This window comes from Allobosea sp. 05T422_2, assembly GCF_056396265.1.
In genome coordinates this window covers 38054-56214 of sequence record NZ_JBFTLD010000038.1, presented here as the reverse complement: position 1 = coordinate 56214, position 18161 = coordinate 38054, and the positions used below count along the sequence as shown (strand labels likewise).

The 18161-nt window shown below is 65.4% G+C and carries 17 protein-coding genes; 11 read left to right on the top strand and 6 right to left on the bottom strand.

From position 1 onward, the window contains the following. Nucleotides 1–7: 7 nt before the first annotated feature. Complete coding sequence (gene aztA / locus AC1DJT_RS09895) at nt 8–742, bottom strand: zinc ABC transporter ATP-binding protein AztA (RefSeq protein ID WP_441504307.1); 735 nt, start codon at nt 740–742, stop codon at nt 8–10. 15 nt (nt 743–757) lie between these two features. After that, nucleotides 758–904 (bottom strand): hypothetical protein, encoded by a 147-nt coding sequence (locus tag AC1DJT_RS09890; protein ID WP_441504308.1) that lies wholly within the window; start codon nt 902–904, stop codon nt 758–760. 115 nt (nt 905–1019) lie between these two features. Between AC1DJT_RS09890 and AC1DJT_RS09885 the strand changes: the two genes are divergently transcribed. Then, a complete protein-coding gene (locus AC1DJT_RS09885; RefSeq protein ID WP_141740062.1) occupies nt 1020–1283 on the top strand; it encodes a hypothetical protein in 264 nt (87 codons plus the stop codon). A 12-nt stretch (nt 1284–1295) separates the two neighbouring features. On the opposite strand, the gene AC1DJT_RS09880 is transcribed toward AC1DJT_RS09885, so the two are convergent. Next, nucleotides 1296–2915, bottom strand: coding sequence for an OpgD/OpgG family glucan biosynthesis protein (locus AC1DJT_RS09880; protein ID WP_476833978.1), 1620 nt, complete (start codon nt 2913–2915; stop codon nt 1296–1298). Between the two features lie 240 nt (nt 2916–3155). Between AC1DJT_RS09880 and AC1DJT_RS09875 the strand changes: the two genes are divergently transcribed. The 3 genes from AC1DJT_RS09875 to AC1DJT_RS09865 all read left to right on the top strand — a co-directional run bounded on the left by AC1DJT_RS09875 (nt 3156) and on the right by AC1DJT_RS09865 (nt 6711). Beyond that, on the top strand, nt 3156–4124 hold the full coding sequence (locus tag AC1DJT_RS09875; protein WP_441504310.1) for a TAXI family TRAP transporter solute-binding subunit: 969 nt from the start codon (nt 3156–3158) through the stop codon (nt 4122–4124). An 86-nt stretch (nt 4125–4210) separates the two neighbouring features. Next, nucleotides 4211–6349, top strand: a complete 2139-nt coding sequence (locus AC1DJT_RS09870) for a TRAP transporter permease (protein ID WP_441487872.1) — start codon at nt 4211–4213, stop codon at nt 6347–6349. Then, nucleotides 6346–6711: a DUF1850 domain-containing protein gene (locus tag AC1DJT_RS09865; RefSeq protein WP_441487873.1), complete on the top strand. Its 366-nt coding sequence runs from the start codon at nt 6346–6348 to the stop codon at nt 6709–6711. The genes AC1DJT_RS09870 and AC1DJT_RS09865 overlap by 4 nt, the downstream gene beginning before the upstream one ends. Before the next feature lie 16 nt (nt 6712–6727). Here the strand turns inward: AC1DJT_RS09865 and AC1DJT_RS09860 are convergent, their stop codons facing one another. Next, nucleotides 6728–6967, bottom strand: coding sequence for a hypothetical protein (locus AC1DJT_RS09860; protein WP_441487874.1), 240 nt, complete (start codon nt 6965–6967; stop codon nt 6728–6730). Nucleotides 6968–7080: 113 nt separating this feature from the next. Here AC1DJT_RS09860 and AC1DJT_RS09855 point away from each other — a divergent pair, with 113 nt between their 5' ends. From AC1DJT_RS09855 to AC1DJT_RS09830, 6 genes are all read left to right on the top strand, one after another. Beyond that, nucleotides 7081–8670, top strand: a complete 1590-nt coding sequence (locus AC1DJT_RS09855; RefSeq protein ID WP_476833977.1) for a gamma-glutamyltransferase family protein — start codon at nt 7081–7083, stop codon at nt 8668–8670. A gap of 5 nt (nt 8671–8675) precedes the next feature. Further along, complete coding sequence (locus tag AC1DJT_RS09850) at nt 8676–9872, top strand: amidase (protein WP_441504311.1); 1197 nt, start codon at nt 8676–8678, stop codon at nt 9870–9872. Nucleotides 9873–9882: 10 nt separating this feature from the next. Then, complete coding sequence (gene nthA, locus AC1DJT_RS09845) at nt 9883–10512, top strand: nitrile hydratase subunit alpha (RefSeq protein ID WP_441487877.1); 630 nt, start codon at nt 9883–9885, stop codon at nt 10510–10512. After that, nucleotides 10509–11168, top strand: a complete 660-nt coding sequence (nthB, locus tag AC1DJT_RS09840; protein ID WP_441504312.1) for a nitrile hydratase subunit beta — start codon at nt 10509–10511, stop codon at nt 11166–11168. Before nthA ends, nthB begins: the two co-directional genes overlap by 4 nt. Beyond that, nucleotides 11155–11544, top strand: coding sequence for a nitrile hydratase accessory protein (locus AC1DJT_RS09835; RefSeq protein WP_441504313.1), 390 nt, complete (start codon nt 11155–11157; stop codon nt 11542–11544). Before nthB ends, AC1DJT_RS09835 begins: the two co-directional genes overlap by 14 nt. Nucleotides 11545–11674: 130 nt before the next feature. Next, nucleotides 11675–12616: a DUF6454 family protein gene (locus tag AC1DJT_RS09830; protein WP_441504314.1), complete on the top strand. Its 942-nt coding sequence runs from the start codon at nt 11675–11677 to the stop codon at nt 12614–12616. Nucleotides 12617–12660: 44 nt separating this feature from the next. Here AC1DJT_RS09830 and AC1DJT_RS09825 read toward each other — a convergent pair whose 3' ends face one another. Together AC1DJT_RS09825 and AC1DJT_RS09820 are read right to left on the bottom strand one after the other, a co-directional pair. Continuing rightward, nucleotides 12661–13680, bottom strand: coding sequence for a nickel/cobalt transporter (locus AC1DJT_RS09825; RefSeq protein ID WP_476833976.1), 1020 nt, complete (start codon nt 13678–13680; stop codon nt 12661–12663). After that, nucleotides 13671–14321 (bottom strand): DUF1007 family protein, encoded by a 651-nt coding sequence (locus AC1DJT_RS09820; RefSeq protein ID WP_476833975.1) that lies wholly within the window; start codon nt 14319–14321, stop codon nt 13671–13673. Before AC1DJT_RS09820 ends, AC1DJT_RS09825 begins: the two co-directional genes overlap by 10 nt. 255 nt (nt 14322–14576) lie before the next feature. Here AC1DJT_RS09820 and AC1DJT_RS09815 point away from each other — a divergent pair, with 255 nt between their 5' ends. Next, nucleotides 14577–18134, top strand: coding sequence for an indolepyruvate ferredoxin oxidoreductase family protein (locus AC1DJT_RS09815; protein WP_476833974.1), 3558 nt, complete (start codon nt 14577–14579; stop codon nt 18132–18134). Nucleotides 18135–18161: the final 27 nt, after the last annotated feature.

Genomic DNA, 18161 nt, shown 5'->3' with positions numbered 1-18161 from the left:
GGARGGTTCAGGCCGCGTCGCGGTCGCAGGCGGGCGCATGGCTGTCGAAAGCCTCGACCATGCGCCGGGCCTTGAGCTGGTTTTCAGGCGTCAGGACGTCGTTGGTCGCGCCCCAGGCGACAGCCTCCCGGGCCAGCAGCAGCGTCTCGGGGAAGGCGCGTTTCACCGTCTCGATATCGTGGAGGACGGCAACCACGGTGCGCGCCTCGCCATGCCAGCGTCGAACCAAGGCGAGCAGATCGGCCGTGGTCCGAGCATCGATGGCGGTGAAGGGTTCGTCGAGCAGAATGATATCGGCGTCCTGCAGCAGCAGGCGGGCGAAGAGCGCGCGCTGCATCTGGCCGCCGGAGAGATTGCCGATGGGGCGGCGCTCGAAGCCGGTCAGGCCGACGGCGGCGATCGCTTCCTCGATCCTGGTCCTCGCTCCAAAGCCGATGCGGCCGAAGATGCCGGCCTTGCCCCACAGCCCCATGGCAACGAGATCGTAGACATGGATTGGGAAGGAACGATCGAGCTCCGCCGATTGCGGGAGATAGGCGAGGCGCTTGCCGCGGGCGAGAGTCAGGTGCCCGTCGAGCGGGGTCAAGGCACCGGCAATGGCCTTCAGCAGCGTCGATTTTCCGGCGCCATTCGGTCCGACGATCGCAGTCAGGCTTCCGGCGGCGATTTCGCCGGAGAGGTGATGAACCGCCGGGTGACGGTCATACCCGAGCGTGAGGTCATCGAGGCGAATGGCGGGCACGAAGGGCAGCTTTCGTCAGGAGATGACTGCAAATGTGGCAAGCCAGAGCAAGGCGATGATGCCGAGCGCGAGCCCGAGCCGACCCGCCGCCGAAAGGCGCAGCAGCGACCAGCCCGGATCTTCCGAGAGGGCAGCGGCTGCGGGGCGGTGCGAATGGCTCATGGGTGAATGATATAATGTTACGCGATCTCCGGAGCAAGCGAGATCGCGATTGTTGTCGGCTTCCGGCCGTGGCGTTATCCACCATGGTCAATGGCAGCAGAACCGGAGCGCGCGCGTGAGTGGTGACCGAGTGACCTTCAGAGCCGTCCGTGACGGCGTCGTCACGGAAATTCCGGCCGATGCGATCGAGATCGGCCTGCCTGACGGGCTGAGTTTCCGCATCATGGCCTTTGCCGGCCGCAAGGGGGCCGCGGCGCTGCACATGCCGGCCGATCATCCGGATGCGCCGAGTTTCGACGTGTTCAACGTCGAGCCCGGCGCCGCCAATACCCTGTTCGTGTCAGTGGAGCGGGTGCGCAAACGCCAGATGGAGGGCTGAACCAGTTCCCGCTCAGAACGGCAGATACTGGTACAGCCAGGTTTCGGTCAGGACGGTGTCGCCGCCGCGCAGGAAGCAGCGCATCTCGACCGGATCCGCTCCCTCGACCGTCAGGTCGAATTGCGCGCGCCAATGGCCGGGCACGTCGTTCGGCACGGCCTCGGCGAAGACATAGGAGAACGCGCCGCGCGAGGCCGAGAGCACGACCTCGGGCTTCACGCCGAAGGGAATGTTCTCCAGCACCGGGCCTTTGAACTCGACCATGAATTTGCGCACGCCCTTCGGCCGGGTGGTCCCGGGCTGGCCGCCATTGCCGAGCCGTGTCGCGAYGACGCGGCCGAGCGGCGAGGGGAAGGGCTCGTCCGCGAGCCAATGCAGCTTGTAGTGGAACTCGTAGGCGGCCCCGGCCTTGGCGGGACCCTCGGGCACCCACATCGCGACGATATTGTCGTGAATCTCGTCGTCGGTCGGGATCTCGATGAGCTGAACGGCGCCTTTGCCCCATTGGCCGATCGTCTCGATCCAGAGGCTGGGGCGGCGCTCGTAGAAGACGCCGTCGAGATAATGACCGACCTCGCGGTCGCGCTGCATCAGGCCGAAACCGCGCGGATTGTTGTCGACGAAGGACGAGGCTGTGGTGCGGCTGGGGTTGTTGAGGGGGCGCCAGGCGCGCTCTCCGGAGCCGGTCCAGAGCGCGAGGCCGTCGGAATCATGCACTTCGGGGCGCCAGTCGACGGCGGTCGATTTCGCGGTCTCCGAATACCAGTACATCGAGGTCAGGGGCGCGATGCCGAGCCGGGCGACGTCATTGCGCAGGAAGATCGCCTTCTCGATCTCCATGTCGACGCCCTTGCCTCTATGCATCCGGAAGCGATAGGCGCCGGCGACGCTGGGGCCGGAGAGCAGGGCATAGACAACGACGTACTCGGCCGAGGCCTGCGGCGTCTCCAGCCAGATATGGGTGAAATCCGGAAACTCTTCAGGCTTGCCGCCGACGGCCGGATCGATGGCAAGGCCGCGGGCAGACAGGCCATATTGATAGAGTTCGCCGATGGCGCGGAAATAGGAGGCGCCGAGGAAGGCGACCCAGTCATTCTTCTGCCAGTCGAGCTTCTCGCCCTTGCGGCCGGGATGTCCGGAGCGGCTCTCCTGGAAGCGGAAACCCGCGAAACCCGCTCCCGCCGGCAATTGGCGCGCCGGTGAATCCGCCGGCATCTCGAAATAGCTCTCGTCATAGACGATCTCGCGCGCCTTGCCGCTGTCCAGGACATGCATGCGCACCGGCTTCTGGAAGTAGCGGCCGAGATGGAAGAAGGTCACCGGCCAGGGCGAGGGACCGTTCGCCCACAAGGCCATCTCCGGCTTGAATTTGATCTTGCCATGGGCGTCGTAATCGATCCGCTCCAGGATATCGGCGCGCGGCGGCGGGGGCGGCKCATAAGGCTTGTTCGCGAGGTCGCGGGCGCGCGCCTTCAGCCCTTCGAAGCTGAACGCCTCAGCCTCGCCGAGCTTCAGCCCCTGCTGCGCCAGGGCTGCCGGTGCGAAGCCGAGCGCGGCGAGCGCCGCCGTGGCGCTTGCGCCGGCGAGCAGCGTGCGGCGGTCCAGGGAAAGCGATTTCGTGCGGGCTTGCATGGTTGGACGGATCTCGGAACGCTTCTGAGGGAATATTGTCCGGGCTAACCTGTCCAAAGGGCAAGGGCAACCAGGCTCGGGAGCCTGCCGGATGCACCGGAAAAATGGCGAAAGCGTCACGGGCGCGCGGCGGAGCTGCCCCGGCAATGCATTTCCTGGGCTTTCCTTGTCTCAACGGGCCGTTCTACAAGGGTTAAAGCCCGGCCGCTCGTGCTGGGAACTAAGGTTCTGGGAGGATCCATGAAGACGCTGTTTCGCGGCCGGTCTCTGGCCGGTATCGCTACCGCCTTGCTGATCGCCGCTGCTCCTGCGGGCGCTCGCGCGCAAGAGTTCGTCAACGTGCTGACCGGAGGCACCTCCGGCGTCTATTATCCGATGGGCGTTGCCCTCTCGAAGATCTACGGCGAGAAGATTCCGGGCACCCGCCCGACGGTGCAGGCGACCAAGGCATCAGTCGAGAACCTCGTGCTCCTGCAGCAGGGGCGTGGCGAACTCGCCTTCACGCTCGGCGATTCCCTCGATGCGGCCTGGAAGGGCGATGAAGATGCCGGCTTCAAGAGCCCTCTGAAGAAATTGCGCGGCATCACCGCGATCTATCCGAATTTCGTGCAGATCGTCGCGTCCAAGGAAAGCGGCATCAAGACGCTCGCCGATCTCAAGGGCAAGCGGCTTTCGGTGGGAGCCCCGAAATCCGGCACCGAGCTGAATGCGCGCGCGATCCTCGCGGCGGCAGGCCTGGCCTACAAGGACCTTGGCAAGATCGAGTATCTGCCCTTCGCCGAATCGGTCGAGCTGATGAAGAACCGCCAGCTCGACGCGACGCTTCAGTCGGCGGGCCTCGGCGTGGCCTCCATCCGCGATCTCGCATCCTCGGTCGAGATCGTCGTCGTCGAAGTGCCGAAGGCGGTCATCGACAAGGCCGGAGCGCCTTTCGTCAGCGCGACCATTCCCGCCAACACCTATGGCGGCCAGGCGGCCGCGGTGAACACGGCGGCAGTGGTGAACTACCTCGTCACTCATGAGGGGGTGAAGGAGGAGCTCGTCTACCAGATGACGAAGAATATCTTCGATAATCTCGGGGAACTTGGCGCAGCGCACTCGGCCGGCAAGGCGATCAAGCTCGAGAGCGCGCTCGAGGGCATGCCGGTGCCGCTGCATCCGGGCGCGGCGCGCTATCTGAAGGAACAGGGCCTCAAGGTCGGGTCCTGATCAGCTCTCGCATTTAACTCTCCCGGCGCTGGCCTTCGGGCAGGCGGCGCCGGCGCATGCGCACGCCATTGGGGATATGCGACGCGATGACGAGTCAGACGGACCAACTGCACGCGCTTTCGGGCGCGAGCGAAACGCCGGTCGAGAATGCGGCGCTCGACAATTTCGAGCACGGCTTTCCGCCGGGTTTCGGGCCCGGCCGCTGGGGCTTGCTAGCCTATGCCGTCGCGCTCGCATTCGCCTGTTTCCAGATCGCGATCTCAGCCTGGCATGTGCTGCCGAGCCAGGCGGTGCGCGGCGTCCATGTCGGCTTCCTTCTGCTGCTCAGTTTCGGCCTCGTCGCCAATTTCAAGGCGAAGACCAATGCAGGGCGCTGGGCTGGCTGGGCGCTGGGTGTCATCGGTTTCGGTGTCGGCCTCTATCAGCTCGTCTTCTACGCCGATCTGATCCTGCGCGATGGCGATCCCTCGACCGCCGATCTCGTGGTTGGAACGCTGCTGATCGTTCTCATCTTCGAGGCCGCGCGGCGGCTGATGGGCAATGCCCTGCCGATCATGTGCGGTGTGTGCCTGCTTTACTGGTTCTTCGGCCAGTACCTGCCGTCGCCGCTCAATCATCGCGGCTACGGTTTCGATCAGATCATCGGCCATCTGTCCTTCGGCACTGAGGGGTTCTACGGCGTGCCGACCTATGTGTCGGCGACCTATATCTTCCTCTTCATCGTCTTCGGCTCCTTCCTGGAGAAGGCCGGGATGATCCACCTCTTCAATGACGTTTCGCTTGGGCTCTTCGGCAGCGCGCGTGGGGGCCCCGCCAAGGTCGCGGTGTTCTCCTCCGGCCTGATGGGCATGATCTCGGGCTCGGGTGTMGCGAATGTCGTCACGGTCGGGCAGTTCACGATCCCGCTCATGATCAAGTTCGGCTATCGGCGCGCCTTCGCCGCCGGAGTCGAAGCCACTGCCTCGATGGGCGGGCAGATCATGCCGCCCGTGATGGGGGCGGCCGCCTTCATCATGGCCGAGACGCTGGGCGTGGATTATTCGGAGATCGTCAAGGCCGCAGCAATCCCGGCAGTGCTCTATTTCGCCTCGGCGTTCTGGATGGTGCATCTCGAGGCAGGCAAACACGGCCTCAAAGGCATCGAGCGGCGCTTGCTGCCCAGCCCGCTCAAGGCCCTGCGCGAGCGCTGGTATCTGGCGCTGCCGCTCGCCGTGCTGGTCTTCATGCTGTTCCACGGCTTCACCCCGCTCTTCGCCGGCACGATCGGTCTAGCGCTGACCGTTGGCCTGCTGCTGGGCACCGGTGTCGCGCTCGGGTTCAAGACGATGACGCTGCGGGTGATCTTCTGGGTGGGCCTCGGCCTGATTGCGGGTGCGCTGCTGCGCAACGGGATGGACGTCAGGGTTGTCGCAGGGCTGATCGCCGGTTTGATCGCCCTGAACGCCCTCACCATCGGCGGTCGCGCCACGCTGGTGATCTGCCGCAATGCGCTGGCCGATGCGGCCAAGACCGCGCTGCCTGTTGGCATCGCGTGCGCGATCGTTGGAACCATCATCGGCCTGATGACGCAGACGGGCATCGGCACGACCTTCGGCGCCTGGGTCATCGGGCTCGGCAAGACCAGCCTGTTCCTGGCATTGGTCCTGACGATGATCCTGTCGATCCTGCTCGGCACCGGGATCCCGACGATCCCGACCTACATCATCGTGGCAGCCTTGGCGGCCCCTGCGCTGGAGCAACTCGGCGTACCGCTGATCGTGAGCCACATGTTCGCGTTCTATTACGGCATCATGGCCGATCTCTCGCCGCCCGTGGCCCTGGCGGCGCTCGCGGCAGCGCCGATTGCGAAGGAAAATCCGGACAAGATTGGCTGGGAGGCGATGCGGGTGGCGCTTGCGGGCTACGTCATCCCCTTCATCGCGGTCTATTCGCCGGCACTGATGCTGCAACAGGGCGATCCGATGTCGGCCGTGATCGGCTTCTGGCCTTCGGTGATCTACGCCGTTTTCAAGGCCAGCGTCGCCATCGGTCTCTTCGGGATCGTTGCCATCGGCTATCTGTTCGACCGTCTCAACGTGACGGAACGCATCCTCGCCTTCGTGGCTGCGGTGTTCCTGTTCGGAGAGTTCGCCTATAGCGACGCGCTCGGCTATCTGCTCGCTGCCGCGTTGGTTGCACGCCACTGGAGGGAGACGCGCGGCCAGCGGGCGAGCAGCACAGCGTGAGCCTGTGCCTGGCGGCCGGCGCACTCGTCGTCGCGCTCGGCGCCGACGAGATCACGCTCGGCTGGCGGCATTCGGTACAGAAGACGCTGTGGGAAGAGGTCTGGAGGGAGACGCCAGACGGTCTGCGGCTCGTCGAGGCCCGCATCGAAGGATCAGGAGCCGGCATGGACCCGCCCGACGGCGCGAGATTGCGCGACGGCTTCTGGCGCTGGACACCGGCCTTGCCGGCACTCCCCGAGGTCGTGATGCGGCGCTCGGGCGCGACGGCGGACTGGACGATCTGTGTCGGGGCAGCTTGCCGGCCAATGGGCAGCTATCTGCCCGAAGAGGCCGATCCGGTCGTTCTCAAACCCTGCGGCTGAGGCCGTGTGGCTGAGTTCAGTGGCGCTCGCCGATATGCTCGAACTTGAACACGCGACGCATGAAGGCGAGCATCCCGTAGGCCGCGAAGCCCGAGAACAGAGCCATCAGAATATAGCCGACGATATGGCCGAGCTCGAAAAGCCCGGCGAGGGCCCAGCCCGATGCCAGCGCGACGCCGAAGAGTTCGACAGCGATCAGGATGCCCAGCGAGATCACCATGATCAGGGTACGCCAGGTGCCACGCTCTTCAGCCATGTTCGTTCCTTGAGAATTCATGCGCGCTACGACCTAGCCGACGCGCTGCCGGCATGCAACAAAATCGCGCCACTCGGCAAATGGTTGCTCCCCGCTGGATTGAAAACCCCTCGATGATCGATACGCCTGTTTTCTCGACCGGGGCCGCTGCTKCGCCGCATCGTCTTGCTTCGGAAGCCGGACGCGCTGTTCTCGCCGAGGGGGGCAATGCGATCGAGGCCATGGTGGCGATGGCGGCGACCATTGCCGTGGTCTACCCGCATATGAACGCCATCGGCGGCGACGGATTCTGGCTGGTGCACGAGCCTGGCGGCAAGGTGCATGCGATCGAGGCCTGCGGCCCGGCGGGCGCATTGGCGACAATCGAACGCTATCGCGAGAAGGGACATGACAGCATCCCCTCGCGCGGCGCCGATGCGGCGGTGACGGTTGCCGGTGCGGTCGGCGGTTGGCAGGCCGCTCTGGAGCTGGCGAAGGCACTCGGCGGGAAAATGCCGGTGCGCGATCTGCTCGCCGATGCGATCACTCATTGCGACGCCGGTTATGCCGTCTCGGATTCGGAGTTGCGGACCTGGCCGCAGGAGGCCGAGGCCACCAAGCTTGCACCGGGTTTCTCGAGTTTCTTCTGGCCGGGCGGCGAACGGCCGACAGCCGGTGCGCGCCGGAAGCCGGACGCGCTCGGCGGGACCTTCAAGCAGCTTGCCGATGCCGGGCYCGATGATTTCTACCGCGGCGATATCGGTAGGGAGATCGGCGCCGATCTCGATGCGATCGGCGCGCCGGTTACGCGGGCGGATCTCGCGGGCTTCAAGGCGCGCATGGTGCAGCCGCTGTCGCTGAAGCTGCCGGGTCTGACCGTCTATAACTTCCCGCCTCCGACCCAGGGGCTCGCCTCGCTGTTGATCCTCGGCATCTTCGAGAAGCTCGGCGTGACGCGGGCGGAGGGTTTTGACCATCATCACGGGCTGGTCGAAGCGACCAAGCGAGCCTTTGCCATCCGCGATCGGCAGATCACCGATCCGGCCCACATGAAGGCGGATCCTGCGAGCTTCCTCACGGATCCGGTCCTCGCCCGCGAGGCGGCGGCGATCGATCGCAAGCGGGCCGCGAGCTGGCCCTTCGCGCCGCGCGAGGGCGACACGGTCTGGATGGGCGCGATCGACGGCAACGGGCTCGCCGTCTCCTATATCCAATCGATCTATTGGGAATATGGCTCGGGATGCGTCCTGCCCAAGACCGGCATCCACTGGCAGAATCGCGGCGTCTCCTTCTCGCTCGACAAGGCCGCGCTGAATCCGCTGGCGCCGGGCCGCAAGCCCTTCCACACGTTGAATCCGCCGCTCGCCCGCTTCGATGACGGGCGCGTGGTATCCTATGGCGCGATGGGCGGCGACGGCCAGCCGCAGTTCCAGGCGCAGATCCTGACGCGCTATCGGTTCGGCCAGAATCCCGCGACCGCAGTCGATGCGCCGCGCTGGCTCTTCGGCAAGACCTGGGGTGCCGGTTCGCTTTCGCTCAAGCTGGAAAGCCGGTTCGATCCGATGCTGCTCGCGAGGCTCACTGCCGCCGGCCACCCGGTCGAGGAGTACAGCGAAGCCTATGCCGACAGCTTCGGCCATGCCGGCATGCTGGTGAAACATCAGAAGGGCCATGTCGAAGCGACGCATGATCCGCGCTCCGATGGCGATGCGAGGGGAGTTTGAGCTTGATGGTCAAGGACGATCCCTTCCGCTGTTTCATGCCCTATCCGGACGCGCCGGTTAAGAACGCGCCGGATGGCCCGCTCGCCGGACTGACGCTCGCGGTCAAGGACCTGTTCGACGTTAAGGGCTACCCCACGGGGGCGGGTTCGCCGACGGTGCTGGCGCAGTCGGGGATCAAGACCAAGACGGCGCCGATCGTGAAGGCGCTGCTGGATGCCGGGGCTCGCTTCGTCGGCAAGACGATCACCGACGAACTCGCCTTTTCGATGAATGGCAAGAACGCGCATTTCGGCGCGCCGATCAATCCGGCTGCGCCCGACCGCATCACCGGCGGCTCGTCCTCGGGCTCGATGGCGGCCGTTGCCGGCAAGCTTGCCGATATCGCGCTTGGCTCCGACACGGGCGGCTCTGTCCGCGCGCCGGCGAGCTATGGTGGGCTGTTCGGCATCAGGCCGACACATGGCCGACTTTCACTGAAGCGGACCTGGCCGCTGGCCGAGAGCCTGGATACACCGGGCTGGTTCGCGCGCGACGGCAAGACCTTTGCCCGCGTCGCCGATGTCGTGCTCGGCAAGGATCGGTCGGTCCTACCGGAGATCCCGCGTCTCCTGCTGGCACAGGACATGTTTGCGCAAGCGACGCCGGATGCCGAGAATGTGCTGCGCAATGTCGTGCAGCGCGCGATGCCGCTGATGGGTCAGCCCGAGACCGTCAAGGTCGCCCGCGATATCGATGCGCTCTATTGGGCGTTCCGCTGGGTGCAAGGGCGCGATGCCTGGAACGCCGACGGCGTGATGATCGAGCGGTTCCATCCGCCGCTCGGACCGGGCGTCGCCGAGCGCTTCGCCTTTGCGAAATCAGTGAGTGACGAGGACTACGCCAAGGGCGAAAGTCTGCGCAAGGCCTTCCGGGCCAAGCTTGCGCGGCTGCTGGGCTCGGACGGTGTCTTGATCCTGCCGACGGTGCCGGATATCGCGCCGCTGGTCAGCGCGACCGAAGGCGAGCTGGAGGATTTCCGCAACCGGGCACTGCGGCTACTCTGCCTGTCCGGGCTCTCCGGCTTTCCGCAGGTGACGATTCCGGCGGCCCAGCGCGACGAGGCGCCGCTCGGCCTGTCTCTGATCGGGCCGAAGGGCTCGGACAAGTCGCTTGTGCATTTCGCCGTCAAGTTCGAGCGGGCGGCACGGATCAGGATTGCGTGAGGAGGCTGCCATGAGCGGGCACGATCACCACCACCATCATCACGACCATGACAATCACTTCACGCCGATCGAGGCGCGGGTGAAGGCGCTGGAAACGCTCCTCGTCGCCAAGGGCTATGTCGACCCGGCGGCGCTCGATGCCATTGTCGAGACCTAYGAGACCAAGGTCGGCCCGCGYAATGGCGCGCTGGTCGTGGCGAAGGCCTGGACGGACCCCGCTTTCGCAGAACGGCTCAGGCAGGACGGYACGGCGGCCGTCGCCGAGCTCGGCTATGGCGGCCGTGGCGGGGAGCATATCGTTGCGGTGTTCAACACTCCCGACGAGCACAATCTGATCGTCTGCACGCTGTGCTCCTGCTATCCGTGGCCGGTGCTCGGCCTGCCGCCGGTCTGGTACAAGTCGCCGCCCTATCGCTCGCGCGCCGTCATCGATCCGCGCGGCGTGCTGGCCGATTTTGGCGTGACGCTGCCCGCGGGCCAGCGCATCCGGGTTTGGGATTCAACCGCCGAGACGCGCTTCCTCGTCATCCCGCAGCGCCCTGCCGGTACCGAGGGCTGGGACGAGGAGAGGCTTGCCGGCATCGTCACGCGGGATTCGATGATCGGCGTCGGGTTGCCGAAGGCGGGAGCGTCAGCATGAATGGCGGGCAGGATCTCGGCGGCCAAATGGGCTTCGGGCCCGTTATGCCGGAGCCGAACGAGCCGGTCTTCCATGGCGGATGGGAGAGCCGCATGCTCGCGCTGAACGTCGCGGCAGGCGCCATGGGGCACTGGACCATCGACGAGATCCGGCATGCGCGCGAGAGCATCCCGCCGGCAGATTACCTTTCCTTCTCCTATTACGAGATCTGGTACGAAGGGTTGCGGACGGTGCTGCAGCGGCACGGCTTTGCGACGCCGGCCGAGATGGACAGCGGGACATCCGCAGGGGCAGGGACGACGCCTAAACGGGTGCTGAACGGCGCAGATGTCCCAGCCGTGTTGCGGCGTGGCTTTCCCTATGAGCGCGAGGCTTCGGCGTCGGCGCTGTTTGCTGTCGGCGATCGTGTGCGCGCCATCGTGATGCACCCGGCCGGCCATACTCGCCTGCCACGCTATGCCCGCGGCAAGCTCGGCCGGATCGAGGCAATCCGCGGCAACCACGTCTTCCCCGATACCGGCGCCCATGGTGCACCGGAAACAGCGCAATGGCTCTATACCGTGGTCTTCAGTGGCCCCGAACTCTGGGGCCGCGATGCGGACCCGACGTCCAGCGTCAGCGTCGAGGCGTGGGAGAGCTATCTTGAACCGGCCTGACGCAGCCCTTGCCGATGCGCTCGCAGCGGGCACGCCGATCCCGCGCGATGCGGAAGGGCCGGTCTTTGCGGAACCCTGGCAGGCCCAGGCCTTTGCGCTGGTCGTTGCGCTGCAGAACCGGGGCATCTTTTCCGCGCAGGAATGGGCGCAAGCCCTCGGGGCCGAAATCCGGGAGGCGGTCGCGGCCGGCGGCTGCCGCGACGGTTCCGATTATTACGAACGCTGGTGCGAGGCGCTGGAGCATCTCCTGATCGCCAAGGGGCTGGCCTCGCATGAGGGCGTCGAAGCGCTCGCGGCGTCCTGGGAGCGCGCGGCCGAGGCGACGCCGCATGGCAAGCCGATCCTGCTGGAGAACGACCCGCAGCGCGTGAGCTGAGGGCGCGCAACGCTTCGGCATCACTGCGGCGTGGACTTGTCACATGAGTTTGTCGGGCGCTGGATAGGGGACGACATCGCGATCGGCATCGGCTCTGCTTTCGGAGAAACATGCGGTCTGGGAGGCCCTGATGAAAAAGACGATGACTTGCCTGGTCGGCCTTGCCGGTTTGTTGCTGACCGCGCCTGCACATGCGGCCGATCCGGCCCTCAACGGGCGTATCGAAAAGCTCACCCGCAACACGCAATGGACGCAGAAAGCTGCCGTTCCGCTGCAATTCCCGACACATCACCCGCAAGGCATGCTGAAGATCGGCGATGCCTTCTTCGTCTCCTCGGTCGAGATCACGAAGCCGACGACCCGCTTCTCCGAACCCCGCGATGGCTATGATCGTGATACCGGCGAGGGCGTCGGCCATCTCTTCAAGGTCGATGCCGAAGGGAAGCTCCTGGCCAGCATCACGCTCGGCGAGGGCTCGATGTACCACCCCGGCGGGATCGACTTCGATGGCAAGCATATCTGGGTGACGGTTGCCGAGTATCGGCCGAATAGTCAGTCGATCGTCTACAAGGTCGATCCGGAGACGCTGAAGGCGACCGAGGTGCTGCGCTTCAAGGACCATATCGGCGGCATCGTCCACAATACCGACGACAAATCGCTGCATGGGGTAAGCTGGGGTTCGCGCCGCTTCTACAAATGGACCCTGGACGGCGAGGGCCGGGTGACCAATCCAGACGTGGCGCCTGAACAACTGCGGGTCATCAATCCCGCGCTCTATATCGACTATCAGGACTGCCACTATATCGGCATGAGCCGGATGCTCTGCTCCGGCCTCAACGCCTATCGCGCGACGAAAGACGGACCGATCTTTCGCCTCGGCGGGTTCGAGATCGTCGACCTCAGGGATAATCGGCCCGTCTATCAGGTACCGATCGAGCTCTGGTCGCCGTCTGGATTGCCGATGACGCAGAACCCGTTCTGGGTCGAGCCGACTGCTGACGGCGTGCGGGCCCATTTCATCCCGGATGACGACAAGTCGGTGCTCTTCACCTACGAGGCGACGGCCAAGTAAGGGCGACGAAGCAAAACGGACGCAAGCGCGGCGGCATCGGGGGCTCAGCTTCCCTGGGTCGCCCAGAGTCCGAGGAAGAGTGCTGCGCCCAGCACGGCGACGAAAGCGGCGGCGAGCAGTTCGAGCCCTGCGATCACTCTTGCTCCGCGCAGGCTGCTGCCTCCGGCCAGTTTCAGGGCTGCGAACTTGAAGAAGACCGCGAGCGCAGCAAGCGCTCCCGTGGTCAGGGCCGTGCCGAGCGCCATGGCGAAGGTCGCGGCGATGCCGGCCCAGAGCAGCCCCTGCGAGAAGGCGAAGACGAGAATAATGAGAGCGCCGGCGCAAGGACGCAGGCCGGCCGCGAAAACCACGCCGGCCATCTCTCGCCAGCCGCGCAATCGGGCGATCTCGTCGGGACCGGGCATGTGAACATGGTCGCAGGCCGGATCATGGGCGGCGGCATCGCCCGACAGGGCGAGCAGCGCCCCGGCCTTGCGCCAAAGCACCCATAGTCCGACCAGCCCGACCAGCGCGAAACTCGCCTGCTCGATCAGCGTCGTCGTCGCGCTCATGGTCGCAGCGGTCGTTCTCAAGGCGATCGTCAGGGTCAGGACCRGTGCAATGGCGACCAGCGCCTGGAGGATCGCGGCGGCAAAGCTCAAGGCGAGGCCACGCCTGAGGCTGCGATTATCGGCGACGATATAGCCGGAGATCACTGCCTTGCCGTGGCCGGGGCCGGCTGCATGAAAGACGCCATAGCCGAAGGCCAGAGCAAGCAAGCCGGGCAGGGCTGCGCCGCTGGCGTGGATCGCCTTCAGCGTCGCGGTGAGTTCGCGATAGAAGGCCGATTGCCAGGACAGGAGCAGCGCGCCGATGCCCGTCGTCGAAGGCAGGGCCTCGCGGGGCAGGGCAGTCCCGAAGGGGTTGCGCGGTGGCGGGGGCGGTGGTGGGCTTACGCTGGCAATCACATAGGCCAGCACGGCAAGGGTGCCGGCAACGGCCAGAAGCGCGAGGGCCATCAGGGCGAGCCGACGCGAGACGATCGGCAGGCGTAGCGATGTCGAACGCGCGAAACTCAGGGACATGCGACCAGCGCGCGCGTCGTGACCTGGTATCCGCTCATGTCGGGCTGGGCTGTGATGTCTTCCTGCGCGAGCTTCTGCTGGACGGCAGCGTCGAGTTTGGGCGGACKAGCGATGCGGACGACGCAGCCCTTGGGTGCATCGCGCGCGATCACGGCGTCAGCGGCCTCGGCGATGTCGAAGGCGACGAAATAGGTCGGGTCACCGATCTCGATGCCGAAGGACCKATTGGCGGTGGCTGGCTGCTTGAGGGGCAGGACATAGGTCAAGGTCAGGATCTTGTTCTCGAAGGCGAGCGCAGCCTCGCTTGGCTCGCCGAAGGCCTGCACCTTGCCGTTCGCCTTGGCGATGGTGAAGAAGCCGACATCGGGCAGGGATTCCATGTTGACCTTGGCGAGCTCCGTCAGCTCGTCGGGCGTGAGCTTGCCGTCGCCATTCTTGTCGAGCCCCTGCGTGATGAAGGCGGAATAGGCCTCGTCAAAACTCCAGATATGCTTCAGAGCCTTCACGCTGCCGTCGGGGGCGTAGATGATCTCGGTGCGCGCACTGACGAAGACATGGGGATGCGCGGCCGCGAGGCCGGTGAACCCGAACCAGGCCGCAAGTCCGGCGAGAATGAGAAGGCCGCGGCGGCATCGGGTCACGACAGGGAATCCCTCGATTTCAGCGGCGAAGCTGGCCCGACATGGTTAACCAACCGTAAATGGCGGCCGATGCCAAGGCCGGTTCAAGCCCACCCATCACTCGCAAAGGGGGCCAAATCGCGGCGCATTCTGGAACGATCCCAGGGTGATTGACCGTAACGAGGTGATATGTCAGCATTACTGACATAATATCAAGTTGGAGGCCGGACCAACTGGCCCCATTCTGCCGTAACGGGACGATCGGGGAGGTCGGCCATGGCCGAGATGGAACAGAAATCCGGCACCGCAKACCTGGCCGAGGCCGGCCTGTTGCGCGAGGTCGCGCTGGACGACAAATACGACCTTTCGAAACAGCAGATATTCCTGACCGGAACGCAGGCGATCGCCCGCATGCTGATGGTCCAGCGCGAGCGCGACCGCCGCGCCGGCCTGAACACGGCGGGCTTCGTTTCGGGCTATCGCGGCTCGCCGCTGGGAGGGCTCGACCAGCAATTGCTACGGGCCGGCAAACAGCTCAAGGCCTCCGATATCGTCTTCCAGCCGGGGCTGAACGAGGATCTGGCCGCGACCGCGGTCTGGGGCACGCAGCAGGCCGAGCTGCAGGGCGAAGGCAAGCATGACGGCGTCTTCGCGCTCTGGTACGGCAAGGGCCCGGGCGTAGACCGCAGCGGCGACGTCTTCCGCCATGGCAACATGGCCGGCACCTCGCCCCATGGCGGCGTCATCTGCCTGATGGGCGACGACCACACCGCTGAATCGTCCACCAATGCGCATCAGACCGAGTTCGTCTTCGTCGACCGGATGATGCCGATCCTGAACCCGGCCGGTGTTCAGGAGATCATGGATTATTCCCTGCACGGCATCGCGCTCTCGCGCTTTGCCTCGGTCTGGGTCGGCATCAAATGCGTGAAGGACAATATCGAGTCGACGGCCTCCGTCGATGGCTCGGTCGACCGGGTCAAGATCGTGACGCCGGACGATTTCGTCATGCCGCCGGGCGGGTTGAGCATCCGCCGCGAGCTGGATTTCGTCGATCAGGAGAAGCGGCTGCATATCCACAAGCGCGCCGCGATGCTTGCCTATCTGCGTGCCAACAAGCTCAACCAGACCATCACATCCGGGGGGAAGAAGCCGCGCATCGGCATCATCACCGTCGGAAAATCCTATCTCGATGTCCGCCAGGCGATGGAAGACCTCGGCATCGATGAGGTTCGCGCCAATGACCTCGGCATCCGGCTGTTCAAGGTCGCCTGTCCCTGGCCGATCGATCCGAACGAGTTGAAGGATTTTGCCTCAAAGCTCGATCTCGTCATGGTGGTCGAGGAAAAGCGCTCGCTGATCGAGGTGCAGGTCCGCGAGGAGCTCTATGGCTCCAAGCACCAGCCGATGGTGATCGGCAAGAAGGACGARAASGGCGAATGGCTCTTTCCGGTCCATGGCGCGCTCGATCCCAACGACGTCGCGATCGCGCTTGGCGCGYGGCTGCTGCAATACAAGGACGACCCTGTGCTACGGGGCCGGCTCGAGGAGATCGCCCAGGCGCAGGGGCGCCTCGCCGAGGCGCAGGATATCGCCAAGCGCACGCCCTATTACTGCTCGGGCTGCCCGCATAACAGTTCCACCGTGGTGCCCGAAGGCTCGCGCGCCTATGCGGGCATCGGCTGCCATTACATGGTGCAGTGGATGGACCGGAGCACTGCAGGCTTCACCCAGATGGGCGGAGAAGGCGCGAACTGGATCGGCGAAGCGCCGTTCTCGACGCGCCAGCACGTTTTCCAGAATCTCGGCGACGGCACCTATACTCATTCCGGCTCGCTCGCGATCCGCTGGGCGGTCGCTGCTGGCGTCAACGTCACCTACAAGCTGCTCTATAACGATGCGGTCGCCATGACCGGCGGCCAGCAGGCGGAAGGGCATCTGACGCCCGACCAGATGGCCCGCCAGATCGCAGCGGAAGGCGTGCATCGCGTCGCGGTGGTCAGCGACGAACCGGACAAATACCCGCCGGGCACGCAATGGCCCGCCGGCACGACGATCCATCATCGCGATGACCTCGATGCCGTGCAGCGCGAGCTTGCGCAGGTTCCGGGCGTGTCGTTGCTGCTCTACGACCAGACCTGCGCCACCGAGAAGCGCCGCCGGCGCAAGCGTGGCGCCTATCCCGATCCCGACAAGCGGGTGATCGTCAACGAACTCGTCTGCGAAGGCTGCGGCGATTGCGGCGTGCAGTCGAACTGCGTCTCGGTGCAGCCGCTKGAGACCGAGTTCGGCCGCAAGCGCCAGATCGACCAGTCGAACTGCAACAAGGACTTTTCCTGCGTGAAGGGCTTCTGCCCCTCCTTCGTTACCGTGCATGGCGCCCGGCCGAAGAAGGCGGCGCCGCGCCGGCTCGATGCCGGCGCGCTCAGCGCAGGCGAGCTTCCAGAGCCRCAGGTTCCGGCCCTCGATCGCAGTTTCGCGGTCGTTGTCACCGGTGTCGGCGGCACCGGCGTGGTGACGATCGGCGCCATTCTCGGCATGGCGGCGCATCTCGAGGGCAAGGGCTGCGGCATGATCGACATGGCCGGTCTTGCCCAGAAGGGCGGGGCGGTCTTCAGCCATGTCAAGCTCGCGCCGCGGCCCGAAGACATTCACGCCATTCGCGTCGCCGCCGGTCAGGCGGATCTGGTGCTCGGTTGCGATCTCACCGTCACTGGCTCGAAGAAGGTCCTTGGCGCGATACGACCGGACGGCGCGATCGTCGTGGTCAATACGGCCGAGAGCATGCCGGGGGATTTCACCCGCAATGCCGATTTCTCGCTGCCGATCGAGCGGCTGAAACGGGCGATCATCTCGGCATCAGGGCGTGAGCGGACGCATCTCGTCGATGCGACGGCGGCTGCGAACGCTTTCCTCGGCAACGCCATTGCCGCCAACATGTTCATGCTCGGTTATGCGTGGCAGTTCGGCGGCGTGCCGCTGGCGCGCGCCTCGCTGCTCCGAGCGATCGAGCTCAACGGCGAAGCGGTCGCCATGAACAAGCAGGCCTTCGAGCTCGGCCGGCGTGCGGCGCATGATCCGGACGCTCTGATCTCTGCCCTTGCGGAGGCCAAGGCGCCGACACGGGCGCGGCATCTCTCCGAGACGCTGGAAGAGATCATCGCGCGTCGCGTCGATTATCTCACTGCCTACCAGAATGCGGCCTATGCGGCGCGCTATCGCCATCTTGTCGCGCGCATCCAGGTCAAGGAAGTGCAGGTCATGCCGGGGCAGAGCGCGCTTGCCGAAAGCGTGGCGCGCTATCTCTTCAAGCTGATGGCCTACAAGGACGAGTATGAGGTTGCGCGGCTCTATGCCGATGGCTCGTTCCAGAAGCAGGTGGCCGCCACCTTCGAGAAGGACAGCGCTTCGGGTGAGAGGCTGCGCTACGAGTTTCATCTCGCGCCGCCTCTGCTCGCCAAGGTCGATCCCCATACCGGCCTGCCGCGGAAGATGAGCTTCGGCCCCTGGATGATGAAGGCCTTCGGCCTGCTGGCGAAACTGAAGGGCCTGCGCGGCACGGCCTTCGACATCTTCGGCCGTACCGAGGAGCGCAGAACGGAGCGCCGGCTGATCGCTGAATACGACGCGCTGATCGGCGAGCTGGTGAACCGGCTGACACCGGAGAACCATGCGCTCTGCGTGGCACTGACGGCAATTCCGGAGAAGATCCGTGGTTTTGGCCATGTCAAGGAACGCCACCTCAAGCAGGCTAAGGCCGAGGAGACCGATCTCCTGGCCCGGCTGCGTGACGGCTCGGCTGCGGCATTGGCCATGCCGAGAGCGGCCGAGTAGACGGACCTGACCGGGGTCGTCCCAGGG

Coding starts and splice junctions, on each gene's coding strand:
- AC1DJT_RS09830 (WP_441504314.1), top strand. CDS start 11,675: ATGAAAAAGACGATGACTTGCCTGGTCGGCCTTGCCGGTTTGTTGCTG.
- AC1DJT_RS09860 (WP_441487874.1), bottom strand. CDS start 6,967: ATGGCTGAAGAGCGTGGCACCTGGCGTACCCTGATCATGGTGATCTCG.
- AC1DJT_RS09890 (WP_441504308.1), bottom strand. CDS start 904: ATGAGCCATTCGCACCGCCCCGCAGCCGCTGCCCTCTCGGAAGATCCG.
- nthB (WP_441504312.1), top strand. CDS start 10,509: ATGAATGGCGGGCAGGATCTCGGCGGCCAAATGGGCTTCGGGCCCGTT.
- AC1DJT_RS09850 (WP_441504311.1), top strand. CDS start 8,676: ATGGTCAAGGACGATCCCTTCCGCTGTTTCATGCCCTATCCGGACGCG.
- AC1DJT_RS09875 (WP_441504310.1), top strand. CDS start 3,156: ATGAAGACGCTGTTTCGCGGCCGGTCTCTGGCCGGTATCGCTACCGCC.